This window comes from Enterococcus raffinosus, assembly GCF_019175485.1.
Taxonomy (GTDB): domain Bacteria; phylum Bacillota; class Bacilli; order Lactobacillales; family Enterococcaceae; genus Enterococcus_A; species Enterococcus_A raffinosus.
This window is the reverse complement of sequence record NZ_CP072889.1, coordinates 549895-565268: the sequence shown is the minus strand read 5'-3', so window position 1 is coordinate 565268 and position 15374 is coordinate 549895. Positions and strand designations below refer to the sequence as shown.

15 protein-coding genes are annotated in these 15374 nt (G+C 37.9%); 14 read left to right on the top strand and 1 reads right to left on the bottom strand.

The window, feature by feature from the left end; genetic code table 11:
* Positions 1-719 precede the first annotated feature (719 nt).
* The 8 genes from J9537_RS17315 to J9537_RS17280 all read left to right on the top strand — a co-directional run bounded on the left by J9537_RS17315 (position 720) and on the right by J9537_RS17280 (position 8628).
* Complete coding sequence (locus tag J9537_RS17315) at positions 720-2798, top strand: BglG family transcription antiterminator (protein WP_070509023.1); 2079 nt, start codon at positions 720-722, stop codon at positions 2796-2798.
* 3 nt (positions 2799-2801) lie between these two features.
* Entirely contained in the window at positions 2802-3278 is a 477-nt protein-coding gene (locus J9537_RS17310) for a PTS sugar transporter subunit IIA (RefSeq protein ID WP_028020281.1), read from the top strand.
* 15 nt (positions 3279-3293) lie between these two features.
* Positions 3294-3587, top strand: coding sequence for a PTS sugar transporter subunit IIB (locus J9537_RS17305; protein ID WP_010744149.1), 294 nt, complete (start codon positions 3294-3296; stop codon positions 3585-3587).
* Positions 3588-3647: 60 nt separating this feature from the next.
* Positions 3648-4919 carry a PTS galactitol transporter subunit IIC gene (locus J9537_RS17300; protein ID WP_028020282.1) on the top strand — a complete coding sequence of 424 codons (1272 nt, stop codon included), beginning with the start codon at positions 3648-3650 and terminating at the stop codon, positions 4917-4919.
* A 76-nt stretch (positions 4920-4995) separates the two neighbouring features.
* Positions 4996-6060: a galactitol-1-phosphate 5-dehydrogenase gene (locus tag J9537_RS17295; protein ID WP_028020283.1), complete on the top strand. Its 1065-nt coding sequence runs from the start codon at positions 4996-4998 to the stop codon at positions 6058-6060.
* Positions 6057-7112, top strand: a complete 1056-nt coding sequence (locus J9537_RS17290; protein WP_218257670.1) for a zinc-binding dehydrogenase — start codon at positions 6057-6059, stop codon at positions 7110-7112. The genes J9537_RS17295 and J9537_RS17290 overlap by 4 nt, the downstream gene beginning before the upstream one ends.
* Before the next feature lie 26 nt (positions 7113-7138).
* On the top strand, positions 7139-7942 hold the full coding sequence (locus J9537_RS17285; protein ID WP_028021313.1) for an SDR family oxidoreductase: 804 nt from the start codon (positions 7139-7141) through the stop codon (positions 7940-7942).
* An 11-nt stretch (positions 7943-7953) separates the two neighbouring features.
* Complete coding sequence (locus J9537_RS17280; protein WP_028021314.1) at positions 7954-8628, top strand: fructose-6-phosphate aldolase; 675 nt, start codon at positions 7954-7956, stop codon at positions 8626-8628.
* Between the two features lie 403 nt (positions 8629-9031).
* On the opposite strand, the gene thyA is transcribed toward J9537_RS17280, so the two are convergent.
* On the bottom strand, positions 9032-9907 hold the full coding sequence (gene thyA, locus J9537_RS17275) for a thymidylate synthase (protein ID WP_028021315.1): 876 nt from the start codon (positions 9905-9907) through the stop codon (positions 9032-9034).
* Between the two features lie 279 nt (positions 9908-10186).
* Here thyA and J9537_RS17270 point away from each other — a divergent pair, with 279 nt between their 5' ends.
* The 6 genes from J9537_RS17270 to J9537_RS17245 all read left to right on the top strand — a co-directional run bounded on the left by J9537_RS17270 (position 10187) and on the right by J9537_RS17245 (position 14963).
* Positions 10187-10957: an HAD-IIB family hydrolase gene (locus J9537_RS17270; RefSeq protein WP_028021316.1), complete on the top strand. Its 771-nt coding sequence runs from the start codon at positions 10187-10189 to the stop codon at positions 10955-10957.
* Between the two features lie 42 nt (positions 10958-10999).
* Positions 11000-11257 (top strand): aminoglycoside 6-adenylyltransferase, encoded by a 258-nt coding sequence (locus J9537_RS17265; protein WP_028021317.1) that lies wholly within the window; start codon positions 11000-11002, stop codon positions 11255-11257.
* Between the two features lie 177 nt (positions 11258-11434).
* The gene (locus tag J9537_RS17260; protein WP_245001359.1) at positions 11435-12325 is read left to right on the top strand and encodes a PRD domain-containing protein; all 891 of its coding nucleotides are present in this window, start codon (positions 11435-11437) and stop codon (positions 12323-12325) included.
* Complete coding sequence (locus J9537_RS17255; protein WP_028021319.1) at positions 12318-13742, top strand: PTS transporter subunit EIIC; 1425 nt, start codon at positions 12318-12320, stop codon at positions 13740-13742. Before J9537_RS17260 ends, J9537_RS17255 begins: the two co-directional genes overlap by 8 nt.
* Positions 13711-14496, top strand: a complete 786-nt coding sequence (locus J9537_RS17250) for a ChbG/HpnK family deacetylase (protein ID WP_083284982.1) — start codon at positions 13711-13713, stop codon at positions 14494-14496. Before J9537_RS17255 ends, J9537_RS17250 begins: the two co-directional genes overlap by 32 nt.
* A 2-nt stretch (positions 14497-14498) precedes the next feature.
* Positions 14499-14963, top strand: a complete 465-nt coding sequence (locus J9537_RS17245) for a PTS sugar transporter subunit IIA (RefSeq protein WP_028021321.1) — start codon at positions 14499-14501, stop codon at positions 14961-14963.
* Positions 14964-15374: the final 411 nt, after the last annotated feature.

Here is a 15374-nt window from a genome sequence, read left to right as displayed (position 1 = left end):
GATTGGACTTTTTTAATGTAAATAATTAATAGAAAAGTGAGAAATAGCCTGGTTACTAGTCAATTTTTAAAATGGTCGGCTAAATATCTAAGTATATTAGGAAAAATCTCTTCATACATATCAATGAAATAACTTCAAAACATGTTTTTCACCTAGCAGAGAATGATTTTTAAATTGATGACATAACAATTTTGTTTTAGTTACTCATTATTAGAAAATTTATCAGGATATAAAAATATACAATTGGCAGAATGCGTACTTTTTCGATGTTCTCCTTGCTTAGAATAGTCAATCATTTCTTGGTAATTTTGAACGGATTCAATCACACAACTATTTTAAAAGTGACTGGCAATTTGGTGATTATAACATTTATTTGAGAATGATATTTTTTATATTGGTGTGCTTCGTAAGGAAGGGAAAAAATGCATAACCAACTGATTAGTTTTGATCAGGTAAGGATAACAAGAATATGATAGTATTTAATGGCTTAAGTTGTCATGAGCTTATCTATATCATTAGTAGAACGTAAATGGAATAGTAATTTGTTTAAAAAAAATAGACAGAAAGGTTGTAAAACAGGGGATTTCACCTGTTTTTTTTATGGAGAAATAAATTGAAGGAATTATGAGAGCTCATGTTGCACAAAGCATGCATATTATTGGATAACAAAGTTTATGGATTTGGAAGCGTTTTTAAAGTATTTTGAGAGTGTAAGGGTGATGAATATGAACTTAGAAGATAGGAATAACCAAATATTAATGGAACTAATAAATAACCCCCAAATTACTAGTAAAGTTTTATATGAAAGGTTCAGTCTATCAAGAAGTCAATTGAATTACGCTTTGAAAAAAATTAACGACTTTTTAGAGGATGGAAAACTGCCGAAAATTAAAAGGACAAAAAAAGGGCATTTTTTAGTTCCTAAAGTAGTAATTTCTGCACTTGGAGGTGGGAAGGAAAAAGAACATGAAAAAATAGAGCACTATATATTTTCTGGACAAGAAAGAATCTGGGTAATTGAATTATTGATTTTAGCTAAAGATGAATATCTATCTTTGGATCATTTCATCTTGGAATTAGGGGTTAGCAGAAATACAATTTTACGGGATTTAAAAAGAATTGGAAAAGACGTTGGGAAGTATGACTTGAAACTAAACTACACGCGACAGAAAGGCTATCATTTTCAAGGAGATGAATGGAATAAACGAGAGTTGTTATCTGCGACCCTGATGAATTTGGCAGAGATTCACGATGGAATCAATTGTATCATCCAATTTTCAAAAATTGATACAGATCAGGTTGAAGTTTTCAAGAAACGTATCGGTTTAGTAGAAGAAAAATTGAATATCCAATTTACTGATGATCGCTTAAAGGTTTTGCCTCTATTAGTCATTCTAATTATCCGACGAGCGAAAAGAGGGAAACAAATATCCTACAATTTCAAAATCAATGATTTTGAACTTGCTGACACGAAAGAGTTCTTAGCAGCAGAGCATATTATCTGGGATGTCGATAATATAAGTAGAAATGAACGAGTGTACCTGACTCTTTTGCTTCTAACAACGAATTTATCTCAAGCGAATATTCTTTCAGTTAGAGAAATGGATAAGTTAAAAGAAGCTCTATTTGAAGTGTTAAACAATTTTGAGAAAATATCGGGTCTCAGTGTTGAACGGAAGGAAAGGTTGTTAGAGCGGCTATTGATTCATATGAGACCCGCATATTATCGCATTAAGTATCATCTAAACTTACAAACAAGATTTTATCAAGAGAATAAGGATTCCGATTTGTTTTCATTGTTTTACTTAGTGAAAGAATCTAGTGAACCACTGGAAAATTTTTTTGGAGAAGCGATACCAGATCCCGAATTGTTCCTGATTTCTTTATTCATAGGCAGTCATATTGTCGAAAGTACAGATATCATTCGGGATGAAAATAGAAAAAAAGCAATCATCGTTTGTCCTAACGGTATCTCAATTTCTTTACTGCTAAAGAATACGTTGCAAAATTTATTACCAGAAATTGATTTTGTCGAGTTGATTTCTGAAAGAAAATTCTATCGAAATGATTACGATGTTGACTACATTTTTTCAGCGGTTCCTCTGGAAACAGAGAAGCCTGTTTTTGTAGTAAATAATTTCTTGACTGATCAGGAAAAGAGGCAGCTTAGAGAACGTGTATTACGCTCCGTATCACTATCACAAAACACAGTCATAAATCCAGAAAAAATCATGTCATTGATAAAGAAATATGCGGTGATTTCAGATGAGGAGAACTTATATCATGAACTATTAACGTTGTTTACCCCAAAAGATTTCGAGATGGTAGAGAAGAGACGGATTCATTTAATCGACACATTGAAAATAGATACGATTCAACTATTTGATGATGAAATAGAGTGGTTGGAACTTCTCGATAAGTTGGCTTACCCATTAGAAAAACGAAATGTTATCAGTAACAATTTTGTGAACGTTCTAAAACAAGAAATGCCTATATTACCTCAATATACAGTTTTACGGAACACTATCGGTCTACCCCATACAATGTGTGAAGCAGGGGCGTTAGGCGTCGGACTAAGTATGGGGATCGTAAAAAAAGGAATCCTCACAGAAAACGGATCAAAAGTACACACCGTTGTTTTATTAGTCTCTAATGATAAAGACAAACATGTTGATTTAATCTTTGAATTGATGAATTTAGCAGGTTCAGAACAACTGAAAGAAATTGAAAAGGCAACATCTATCAATGAAGTACTCACTCTATTAGTAGATTTTAGTGATGAATATTGGAGGAACTAAGAGATGGAAAAAAATGACAAACTAAGTTTTTATGTGAAATCCCCTTTGATTTTTGTTCAAGAAACTTTTTCAAGTCCTATCGAAATTTTTGAACAGGTTTATGAACAAGCGTTAGAACTAGGATGGGTTAGAAGTGATTTTCTCGAACGAATAAAACAACGAGAAGAGATATTTCCGACGGGTATTCAATTGGAGAAATATGGTGCAGCTATTCCACATACGGATGCTGAATGTATTTTTACGGAATTTGTGGCAGTGATTACTAATAAAAAACCTGTTCAATTTAATAGCATGGAGGACAGAAACCAAAAAGTAACTACCGATATTGTTTTCATTTTAGGGTTAAATCAACCTCATGCACAGTTAGAAATGCTGCAATCATTAATGGAATTACTGCAAAATGACAATATCTTAGAGGAAGTTTTAGCAGCAAAGGATTCAGAACAATTAATTTATGCAATTAAAAAAATTGAAAAATAAAAGGAGACGATTCGTATGAGAAAAATTAAAGTATTAGTAGCTTGTGGAGCAGGGATCGCCACATCAACAGTGGTTATGAGAAGGATTGAAGATTTATTAAAGGACAATCACATTAATGCGGATGTTCAACAAATTAAAATTGCCGAAGCAGTATCTAAACAAGAAGGTGCCGATATGCTTATTTCAACAACAATTTTACCCACCCAATACAAAATTCCGGCAATTACCGCATTGGGATATATCAGTGGAATAGGTGCCGACAAACTAGATGAAAAAATTCTTGAATTAGCAAGATCCGTTGACGAATAAAGATAGTTAAAAAATAGTGGCCGCTATTTAAAAATAAATATACAAGGAGGATTTATTTGAATGAAAGCGATTAACGATGTTGTACAGTATATCCTGAACCTAGGACCTACTGTCATGCTCCCGATTATGATTCTAATCATAGCACTTATTTTTAGAGTTCCATTTGGGAAAGCATTGCGATCAGGATTAACAATTGGAATTGGATTTGTAGGTATTAATTTGGTTATTGGTCTGCTATCAGATAATTTGGGACCAGCTGCTCAGGCTATGGTTGAACGCTTTGGGTTTCATTTGACAGTGATTGATACCGGATGGCCATCAGCAGCATCTGCTGCATGGGCTTCGCCGGTATCAGCCGTTTTAATTCCGATTTGTTTGATTGTAAACGTTATCTTGCTGCTCCTAAAAGTTACAGAAACTTTAGATATCGATTTATGGAACTATTGGCATTTTATCGCTGCGGGAGCAACGGGGTATATTGTGACCAATGGCAACTGGTGGTTTGCTATTTTATGTGCCGTATTATATGAGATTGCTTGCCTGATTATTGCTGACAAAACGGCTCCTTTAGTAGCGAAATTTTATGGACTGGAAGGGGTAAGTCTCCCCACGGGATCAACAGCAGCTTTTGGTTTAGTGGGTATTCCAATTGGCATTGCTATAAGCAAAATCCCTGGTCTAAATAAGCTGCACGCTGACCCAGAATCGATTCAGAAAAGATTTGGTATTTTTGGCGAACCAATGATGATGGGAATTATTATTGGGGCAGCCATTGCTGCACTAGGTGGTTATGATATTGGAGGTATCTTAAAAATGGGTATCAACATGGGTGCGGTCATGTTCTTGATGCCTCGGATGGTAAAAATTTTGATGGAAGGTCTAATCCCGATTTCAGAATCGGTCAGAGATTTTTTACAAGAACGTTATGGTGAAAGAGAAATTTATTTGGGTTTGGACGCTGCGGTTACTACGGGACATCCAGCCAACTTAGCGACAGGATTGCTTTTAGTTCCAATAACTTTATTTATCGCTGTTATACTGCCTGGGAATAAGGTGTTACCTTTCGGTGACTTAGCAACGATCCCATTTTATGTTTCTCTAATTGTTGCACATAGGAAAGGAAATATTATTCAATCGGTATTGACAGGAACGGTTGTAATAGCATTGGCTTTATACATGGCGACTAACTTTGCCCCTGTTCATACGGAAATGATGCGAGGCGTGTATGAGTTTCCTAAAGGAGCAACGCAAGTATCAACGCTGGATATGGGCGGGAACTTCTTAAACTGGGTAATTCTGAAATTTTCTCAATTGATTTCTGGAATCCTTTAATTTTTGATAGTCATTACTGAGTTAAGGGACTTTAAAAAAGGGTCCCTTGATTTATTTGAAAGGGAGGAGCTTTGGTATGAAAGCCGCATTGTTAAAAGGGTTGAATCAATTTGAAATAGAAGTGATCGAAAAACCTATTCCTAAAGAACATGAGGTACTAGTAAAAGTTAAAGCAGCAGGAATTTGTGGATCTGATATTCATAAAATGCAAAATGAATGGAAATATAAAATGCCTATGGTTATGGGGCATGAATTTTCTGGAGTCGTTGAATCAATAGGAAGTAATGTAAAAAGAACCTTGATTGGCGACCGAGTGGTTGTAGCGCCTCTAATTCCCTGTCATGAATGTGTCTACTGTGAATCGGGAAAATATCAGTTGTGTGAAGACTACACAATGATAGGCTCTCACCGATATGGCGGCTTTGAAGAATATGTGACTGTTCCAGAAGAAAATGTGATTAATATAGGGAAAAGCATTTCCTTTGAAGAAGCTGCAATGATTGAACCATTAGCGGTAGCAGCTCATGGTGTCATGGGGTTAGATCCTAAAATTGGAGATACGGTAGCAGTATTTGGACTAGGAACTATTGGAATATTAACGGTTCAGTGGTTGCGGCTAACGGGCGTGAAAAAGATTATTGGGATAGATATCGATTCAAACAAGATAAGCGAGGCGAAAAAGTATGGTGTGACGGATACGATAAACTCTTTAGAAGAATCATTAGAGAAAAGGATATTTGAGTTAACGGACAACCTCGGTGTCGATATCGCTATCGAGTGTGCTGGCTCCAAAATCACCGAGGAGCAATGCCTGCTAATCACAAAAAAGGGTGGCAAAATAGGCTATCAAGGAATCGCTTATTCGGATGTTTTATTGCGCCAACGGGCCTTCGAAAATATTTTTAGAAGAGAGTACACAATAAATGGTTTTTGGAATTCCTATTCAGCTCCTTTTCCAGGAAAAGAATGGATACATTCTGCTAAATTTATTGAACAGGGGAAAATAAACTTAAGAGATTTGATTTCTCACCGCTATCATTTGGGGGAGATTCAAAAGGCATTTAATCTAACAGTGAATCGTGAAGACTCTTATAACAAAGTAATGATTTTCCCGGAAGAGAGAAAAGAGGAAAAGAAATGATGAAGGGTGTTTCCAAACAAGCTCCCGGCTATGACCAAATGGAGTTTATTGACTTAGCAGTACCTGAAGCAACAGAGGATAAGGTATTGATTAAAGTAGCCTACACGGGTATCTGTGGGTCAGACATTCATACCTTTAAAGGCGAATATAAGAATCCCACCACGCCTGTCGTACTGGGACATGAATTTTCTGGTCAAGTGGTTGAAGTAGGAGAAAAGGTAACTAAGATCAAAGTAGGCGATCGCGTGACTAGTGAGACGACCTTTTATGTCTGCGGGAAATGCGACTACTGTAAGGAAAAGCAATACAACTTATGTCCGCATCGTAAAGGAATTGGCACGCAGCAAAATGGCTCTATGGCCATTTATGTATTGGCACGTGAGGAAAGTATTCATTTATTGCCGGATCATTTGAGTTATGAAGGTGCGGCGATGAGTGAACCACTGGCCTGCTGTGTACATGCGATGTATCAAAAGAGTCATTTAGAACTGAAAGATACGATCATTATTATGGGACCTGGTCCTATTGGCTTGTTCTTGTTACAGATTGCCAAAGAAATTGGGGCATTCGTTATTATGACGGGTATCACAAAAGACGCGCACCGTTTAGAATTAGCGAAAAAGCTTGGGGCGGATGTCATCGTGGATACGATGAAGGAAGATCTGGCTAAGATCGTTAATGAAGTGACGGATGGCTATGGAGTGGATAAGGTTTATGACGCCTCTGGCGCAGTGCCTGCGGTGAATGCGAGTCTGCCATTGATCCGCAAACAAGGGCAATTCATTCAAGTCGGACTATTCGCGAACAAAATGGTGGATCTGGATACGGAATCCATTATCCAACGGGAGATTGAATACATCGGTAGCCGTTCGCAAAACCCATATGATTGGCCAATCGCGATTCATCTATTGGCGAAGGGCGCGATTAATATCGAAGAGATGATCACGAAAAAATATCCCCTGACAGATTGGCGTGAAGCCTTTGATAAAGTGATGGAGGGCAACGAGATCAAAGTGATGATCGAATCAAATCCAGGAGAATTCACAGACTAACGGAAAAATAAGTAAGGAGGAAAGACATGGAAAGCTGGCTAGGTTTAGAGGATAAGATAATTATTGTAACTGGCGGTTCTGCAGGAATCGGAAGCAGTATTGTGAAACATTTGCTAAAAAACAAGGCACTAGTGGTTAATTTCGATTTAAAGGATACAGATCATCATTTAAAACAAAAGAATTATTGTTTTTATAAAGTTGATGTATCGAAAAAAGATGAAGTAGATCACCAAGTAACACATGTCTTTCAGAAGTTTGGTCGTATTGATGGTCTGGTTAACAATGCAGGAATCGCGTTACCGGGCATGTTGGTCAATCCTGATAAAACTGGAAATTATGAATTGACCGAGGAATTATTTGATCGGACGGTCGCGGTGAATCAAAAAAGTGTATTTCTGATGAGTCAAGCAGTAGCTCGTAAGATGGTCACGCAACATTCCGGAGTGATTATAAACATGTCCACTGAAAGTGCACTAGAAGGATCCATCGGACAAGGGTTTTATGTCGGCACAAAGGGCGCTATTAACAGCATGACTTGTACGTGGGCCAAGGAATTAGGTAAATATGATATCAGAGTATTAGGTGTAGCACCAGGAATTATGGAAGAGACTGATCTGCGTTCTGAAAGGTATGAAGAAACCTTAGCCTATATTCGAGGAATATCGGTGAAAGAATTGAGAGAAGGCTATGTAAAGGCTTCTAGCATTCCACTTGGTAGAGCAGGAAGGTTAACGGAGGTTGCAGAAGTAGTTGCATTTTATCTATCAGAACATGCCAGTTATTTAAGCGGTATTATCACAAATATCGCTGGGGGGAAATCTAAAGGATAAGGTGGATAAAAATGGAGTATATGTTGGATACCATTTGCTTAGATAATATTAAAAAATATATGGATATAATACCGGTTCAAGGAATCACGTCTACGCCCAGTATCATCAAACGAGAGGGAAAAATCGATTTCTTTCCCCATATGAGAAGTACACTTGAACTAATTGGAGACGATCGTACCTTGCACATGCAAGTAGTTGCAAAAGAACTTGAAGGGATGATAGATGATGCAAGAAGGATTTGGGACCAAATAGGAGAAGAGATTTTTGTAAAAATTCCCGCATCAAAAGCTGGACTAAACGCTCTAAGTATTTTGAAAAAAGAAAATCCTAATTGTAGAATTACAACGTCAGCTGTTTATACAAAACTACAGGCTTTTCTAGCATTAGAATCAGGCGCAAATTATGTTGCTATCTACACGAATCGCTCTGTGAATATTGGAATTAATCCGTTTGACATTATCCGCTCAGCCAAGGAGTATGTAAATAGAAACGCATTGAATGGTAAGATCATGGCTTCTAGCATTAAGAATGCAATGCAAATAACAGAAGCAATTGATTCTGGTGCGGATGCAGTAACTTTTTCCCCCGATATAATCGAGGCGTTCTTTGATTTAGCTGCTACTAAACAGGCAATTGATCATTTCACAAGTGATTGGGAAAGTCTGTATCAAACGAAAAATATCTAGATAGATACTATAAAGCTCTTTCATTCTAAAGATGAAGGAGCTTTTAACGTTCATTACTTTGTAAGAAATGAAATTTTTTGACTAAATTAGATGTATAGATAAATATGATACTCGAATTACTAGTTATTTTCATACAATCATTTAAGTTATGCTGTCGTAAAGTGTTTTTCCTATACATTGAACACTACTATTTACGAATAGTGGAGAAAAAGTTTTCTAATTGCAAATAATGACTACATGATAAAAAATTTATTATGGTTTAGAAACCAGTATAAAAATTGATTTTAAGGATTTAGAGATAGCATAAGATAAGTGAGAATGTATAATACAATTATAAATGAAGTAAAGTATCGGACAATCTCTAGAATCATAAAAAAGCCACCCGTTTTCACAGGTGGATGGGTTATTCTGCTATTTCGTATTTGAATACGCCGTTGTTTTCGTAGTTTTCTAATTTCACATCGGATAGGCGACGTTCAAAGAAGGTACATTTATTGCCGTTTTCATCATATTTGTCAGGCAAGACAAGGGTTGGCTCGCTGTCTGGCACTGGCTGCGATAATTGTTCTTTTAAGGCATCGATATGGCGATCATATACATGAGCGTCGTCGATACACCAGTGCATCGTGCCAAGTTCGAAGCCTAGTTGATCCGCGATCAGGCGATGCAACACAGCGTATTGATAGGTATTGAAAGGTTGACCTAATGCCATGTCGGCTGAACGTTGTTTCACGTGCAGATCAAGGACACCGTTATTGACCTTCCAGTTCGTTGCCCATACACAAGGCTCTAGAGTCATGTCGTCTAGATCATCTACATCCCACAGGCTAGTCATGATGCGACGAGAGCCGGGATTGTTTTCCAACTGATGTAGCACATATTCCACTTGATTGAGCTTTTCTTCATGATCGGGCAGCTTACGGCATTTTTTCGCTAATTGGAAGCCGTATGCCTTACCAATGGTGTTGTTTTCGTCAGCCCATTCGTTCCAGACTTTACATTTATGCTCCTGAAGCCAAGTGACGTCGTTGGATAATTCTTGCCAGATCCATTCCAATTCGACTAATGGCGTCTTTTGGAAGACACGTTTTGATTTCAAGATAGGAATCCCATCGGCTGGGGTGATCTTGAAGTTGACCCCTTGAATGAAACGAGTAGGCGCGGGGCTGCCGTCCGCGTATTTTGCGCGAACCAAGGCAGGATCTTGATCCGTGCCGTTTTCAATAATATCCATGACGATGTCGCGATAAATTTTGTCGAAGCCAGTATATTCAGTCACAAGAATTCTCCTCTATTTGCTTTTTTCTGAGTTTAACACATTTGGAGGAAATATTGGATTAAAAATTCTTTAGAGGAATCATCAAGGGTATAAATTAGTATTTTGAGAACCTGAAAAATAATACTTCAAGCATACTTAGTCATGGCTAAGTTAGTTATGACTATGTAAACGATCGAATAAGACAAATTTAGGAGGTTGCTAATACAGACAGGTTTTCTGCTCAATCAAGTGTGATACAATAATTGACAAGTGTTACAAAACTGAAGGAGCGGGTGGAAAATGGAAAAGAAGCTATTTTTCTTTGATATCGATGGGACATTGACGGATCGAAGGACGGGACAGGTGGTTCCTAGTGCGAAGCGGGCATTGGAGTTACTGGAGGAAAACGGTCATTTTGTCTCGATCGCGACTGGGCGTGCCCATTATAAGTGTCGGAATTTATTGACGGAGCTTGGGTTGGAAAATATGGTGTGTTCCGGCGGTATGGGTGTCGTTATTAATAATAAATTGGTGAAAAATACGCCATTGGATAAAGAGGAAGCGTTGGCGGTGATCCGCCAAGCCGAGGAAAAAGGCATCGGTGCCCTTGTTGCGATAGATGATTCGGAGAAGGTCTATGCGAAGAACGATTTATTTAGAGAACAGGTAGGGCCGAGACAGGAGCCGACGGAGTATTTCATTGACCCGGCATTTAACGTGGAGGAAGTGGATATTTTCAAGTTCTATTTGGCATTGCCGAAGGAGCAGGATCATTTGATTCCTGAACCGAAGAATTTTGCCAAGCTGCGCTTTGTTCCAGAGTATACGATGTGCCAACATGACAACAAGAAACAGGGCATCCTTGATGTGCTGGATTACTTTGATCGGCCGCAAGAAGATGTCGTTGTGTTTGGCGATGATGTGAATGATTTGGTGATGTTCGATAAAAGCTGGACCAGTATCGCGATGGGAAATGCGGTAGATGAGCTGAAGGAACGGGCTGACTATGTCACGGATCGCAATGTGGATGACGGAATTTATAACGCCTGTCGGAAGTTCGGCTGGATTTGATTTATTTTGAAATAATCACTCAAGAGAAAAGAGGAAAGCGGGATGAAAAGCGGAGAGTTCTACCAGAAAATTGAAGAACGGTTTATTCAATGGGGGCAGGTGCAGGACGATGTTCACGTTGCCTATGTAGCGGGTTCCCGGGCAAGAAAAGATCATGGTGCAGATGAGTATTCTGATCTGGATATCCAAATGTACGTGGATGATCCGACTCAGTTTTTTAGTATTTATGAAAGGGATCTCTCAAAATCAGTAGTTCATGTGTTGAACAGCGTAGTGATAGAGATGTGTGTGATTTTTTAAAAATCTACCTCTAATTGTATCGAATAATAAGGTTTGGTATCATAATTTTGAATGATTAAAATTTCAAACATCTGTTGACAACGTTTTCCTAATCAGCTATTCTTAAAGTGAAATTTAAATAAAAATGGATTGTTACTCTTTGAGGCATTACCATTCTCTTTAAAAAAGGAGGGTGTAGTGCGCGCTCAAAGAGTTTTTTTTATTGGAAAGGCGGAGAAGTTAGTGAAGATTATTAAGAAGATTAATAATAATGTCGCGGAAGCTGTTGATGGAAATGGAAACCATTTAATTGCTTTTGGTAAAGGAATAGGATTTCCTAAAACGCCTTATGAATTGACGGATTTGAATGAGATTACGATGACTTTTTACAAATTAAGTGAGTATTTCGAAGGATTACTAAAGGAGATTCCTGAGGAAATTTTGAATTTAAGTGCAGAGATCGTCAGTATGGCACAGGAGGAATTAAATGGACAACTGAATCCTACGTTGGTTTTTAGTTTGGCAGACCATATTCAATTTTCGATCCAGCGTTTAACAACATACAAAAATGTTCGAATGACCTACTCTTATGAAATCGCCCAGATGTATCCAAAGGAAAGCTTGTTAGCTGAGAAGGCCATCAAAATGATTCAAAATCAAACCCATATAGTTTTGCCAAAGGGAGAGCTTACTAGTATAACGATGCACTTTGTTAATAGTCAATCAGAATACAAAATTTCGCAAGAAGAAGTGCTGATTGAAGAAATTATCCAACAGACGACGAACTTAATTGAGCAGGATCTGCACATTATAATCGATCGTAATGAATTTAATTACAATCGCTTTTGCATGCACATGTTTTATTACCTGAAGCGGATGCGTAGCGGTGAAGAGTTGATTGGTCCGGGTATGGAGATGCTGGATTCTATCAAGAAACAACATCAGGAAATCTATCAGTTGGCACAAAAAGTCGGAGCACTAATCGCACAAGTTTATGGCATTGAATCAAATGAAGATGAGTTGGTTTACTTAATGATTCATATGAATCGTTTGTATGAAAAAAATGTGAGGAGCAAAAAAAATGACTGAATTTAATCAATTAGCGCAAGCCATTTTAGAAACTATTGGTGGCAAAGAAAATATTTCAAACATGACCCATTGTATGACGAGATTGCGTTTTAACTTAAAAGATCAAAGCAAGGTACAAGAAGAGAAATTGAAGGCTACCACTGGTGTTTTGGGGGTCGTTCAATCTGGCGGACAATATCAAATTATTATTGGTCAAACAGTTAATAGAGTCTACAATGTGTTGTTAGACATGACTGGCAGGACACAGGAGCAAGAAACGTCAGACACTACTGAAGTGATGAAGGAACCATTTACTTTAAAAGGTTTAGGCAATAAAATTTTAGACTATCTGGCAGGGAGTTTAACCCCCTTGATCCCGGTATTGATAGCGGCTTCAATGTTCAAAATGGTCATGGCGGTATTCGGACCTTCTATGCTTAACTGGATTTACGAAGGAAGTTCGTTGGCGACGTTGTTGACATTTGTTGGGGATGCTGGTTTCTATTTCTTCCCGGTTTTCTTAGGATATACGGCTGGTAAAAAATTTGGTGTTACCCCGGTTTTAGGAATGTTTTTAGGAGGGGTTCTGCTCCATCCAACGTTTACTCAGATATCGGCAGATGGCATACCCTTCGATGTTTTTGGTATTCCAGTTGCTACGCAGAACTACGCCAGTACGGTGATTCCGATGATTCTTTCGATTTGGATCATGTCCTATGTAGAAAAATTCTTTAAAAAAGTTATTCCTTCTACCTTGGGAACAATTTTTACTCCAACATTGACAATGGTGGTTATGCTGCCAATCACATTAGTTGTGTTAGGGCCTGCTGGATTTGTAATTGGTGAGTATATTAGTAAGTTTTTACTGTCGTTGGATTCTATCGCAGGATTTTTAGCGGTAGCAGTGATAGCTGCTTTATGGCAGTTCTTAGTGATGACGGGTATGCATTTATTGATGATTTCTACAATGATCACCCTTTTCGCACAAAATGGACAGGATTCATTAGTTACACCGGCCGCGATTGTTTCTAGTATGTGTGTTGCAGGAATATGCTTGGGGTCATTTCTGCGGTTACGCAATAAAAATGAAAAAGCACTAGCATTTAGCTTCCTAGCAGCTTGCCTAGTTGGTGGTGTTACTGAGCCGGGTGTTTATGGTTTGGCGGTTCGGTACAGAAAACCGTTTATCGGTTTAATGGCAGGTGGACTAGCAGGAGGATTGTATGCAGGTTTGACAGGAGTCACCGCCTATACGCTGATCCCTGTAGCGAACTTTGCCTGCTTAATTTCTTTTGTGGGCGGAACTACTGGAAATATGATTAATGGATTTATTGCTTGTGGTATTGGATTTGTTGTTTCTGCAGCAGTGACTTATGTTTTAGGTATTGAAGGGGAGGCTAAAAAGAATGATGAATCACTTGAAGAAAGTATTGCTTAGAGCTGATGATCTTGGCTATTCAGAAGCGGTTAATTACGGAATTGAAAAATCCGTAAAAGATGGCTTGATTCAGAGCGTTGGTGTAATGATGAATATGCCAGCTACGGTTCACGGAGTAGCACTATTAAAAAATGAAGCAATCGCTTTTAGTCAGCACACGAATATCTGTGTTGGCAAACCTTTAATCGACCCTAAAAAAATACCTTCTCTCGTAGATAAAGAGGGAATTTTCAAATCTTCCAAAACCTATCGCGAAACCGCTGAGGATTTCGTTGTTTTTGAGGAAGTCATGTTGGAGATTACTGCGCAATATCAACGCTTTTTGGAGTTATTTGGTAGAAAACCAGATTATTTTGAAGGGCATGCAGTGACAAGTGCAAATTATTTCAAGGCAATGGAAAAATTTGCGGCCGATCAAGGATTAAAATATTCTGGATTGCCACGGGGACAAGAGCCAAATTCCTTGACCAAGGATGCGTTTATTGAGGTTAATGGTACGAAGGTATATCTTTTAATGGAGGCAATGCAACCTGATTATGATCCTTATAAGACCTTTGAAAAGTTGCTTTCAAATCTTCACGACGATGGAGTAGATATGATGGTTTTCCATCCAGGTTATTTAGATGATTACATTTTAAAAAATTCCTCATTACTGATTCCACGTACCGCTGAAGTAGCGTTTCTTACAGATTCTACAATCAAAAATAGACTGGATGAATTGGGGATTGAACAGATTAATTATAAGGAAGTGTAACGATGTTCTTTAAAAAAAAGAAAATAATGAGGGCTTTTGTCACTGGAACATCTATCCCCTTGTCTGACGTACATGATGAGGTCTTTTCAACTGGGGTGATGGGAGAAGGAATGGCAATAGAACCTAAGGATGAGTTGATCGTTTCACCAATCGATGGGAGAATTGAAGCGGCGAATCCAAAAATGCAGCATGCGGTCGGACTAAAAATGCAAGATGGGATCGAAGTTCTGTTGCATGTCGGATTAGATACGGTAAATCTAAAAAATGAAGGCTTCAAATTATTGGTCTCGGAAGGTCAAAAGGTACAAGCAGGTGATCCACTCTTACATTTTGATCGAACGGTCATTTCAAAAGCCGGTTTGGCAGATGTCGTTATGCTAATCGTGACAAATCCTCAAAAGTATCAATTTATTTTCCATACAGGTGCTGAAGTAACTAGTGGGGAAGAAATCGGTACATGGCATTGATAAGAATAGTCAGAAAAGAACCTGTGATATCGGATATGCTACTCTGAACTAGGATAAAGAAATACTTTGCCTTATGAACCGACCTTCAAAAGTGAGATTAAAAATGAAGGTCGGTATTTTTATGGCTAAATATAGTTTTTCATTTAAAATGAAAGTGGTTTTAGCATACTCTTAGCTGACAAAGGTGTGATCTGTAAAAGAAAATTTTATTTAGACCCATTCAGGGATATATCTAATTGTGAAATCCATTCTTACTGTATTTCGTAAAGAGGGAATGCCTTGGCAATCATGGAAGGCTTTGAAGAAGTAATCGGGATCACGGATGAATGCCCGTTTTGCTTGGATATAGTTTGAACTTTTATTTCTAAAATAAAAGTTTCATGAGTTGTTATAGTTGATAGAAACGCTAAA

Bases quoted from the DNA above. Each gene is read 5' to 3' on its own strand.
- J9537_RS17315 (WP_070509023.1), top strand. From the start codon at position 720: ATGAATATGAACTTAGAAGATAGGAATAACCAAATATTAATGGAACTA.
- J9537_RS17310 (WP_028020281.1), top strand. From the start codon at position 2,802: ATGGAAAAAAATGACAAACTAAGTTTTTATGTGAAATCCCCTTTGATT.
- J9537_RS17305 (WP_010744149.1), top strand. From the start codon at position 3,294: ATGAGAAAAATTAAAGTATTAGTAGCTTGTGGAGCAGGGATCGCCACA.
- J9537_RS17300 (WP_028020282.1), top strand. From the start codon at position 3,648: ATGAAAGCGATTAACGATGTTGTACAGTATATCCTGAACCTAGGACCT.
- J9537_RS17295 (WP_028020283.1), top strand. From the start codon at position 4,996: ATGAAAGCCGCATTGTTAAAAGGGTTGAATCAATTTGAAATAGAAGTG.
- J9537_RS17290 (WP_218257670.1), top strand. From the start codon at position 6,057: ATGATGAAGGGTGTTTCCAAACAAGCTCCCGGCTATGACCAAATGGAG.
- J9537_RS17285 (WP_028021313.1), top strand. From the start codon at position 7,139: ATGGAAAGCTGGCTAGGTTTAGAGGATAAGATAATTATTGTAACTGGC.
- J9537_RS17280 (WP_028021314.1), top strand. From the start codon at position 7,954: ATGGAGTATATGTTGGATACCATTTGCTTAGATAATATTAAAAAATAT.
- J9537_RS17270 (WP_028021316.1), top strand. From the start codon at position 10,187: ATGGAAAAGAAGCTATTTTTCTTTGATATCGATGGGACATTGACGGAT.
- J9537_RS17265 (WP_028021317.1), top strand. From the start codon at position 11,000: ATGAAAAGCGGAGAGTTCTACCAGAAAATTGAAGAACGGTTTATTCAA.
- J9537_RS17255 (WP_028021319.1), top strand. From the start codon at position 12,318: ATGACTGAATTTAATCAATTAGCGCAAGCCATTTTAGAAACTATTGGT.
- J9537_RS17250 (WP_083284982.1), top strand. From the start codon at position 13,711: ATGATGAATCACTTGAAGAAAGTATTGCTTAGAGCTGATGATCTTGGC.
- J9537_RS17245 (WP_028021321.1), top strand. From the start codon at position 14,499: ATGTTCTTTAAAAAAAAGAAAATAATGAGGGCTTTTGTCACTGGAACA.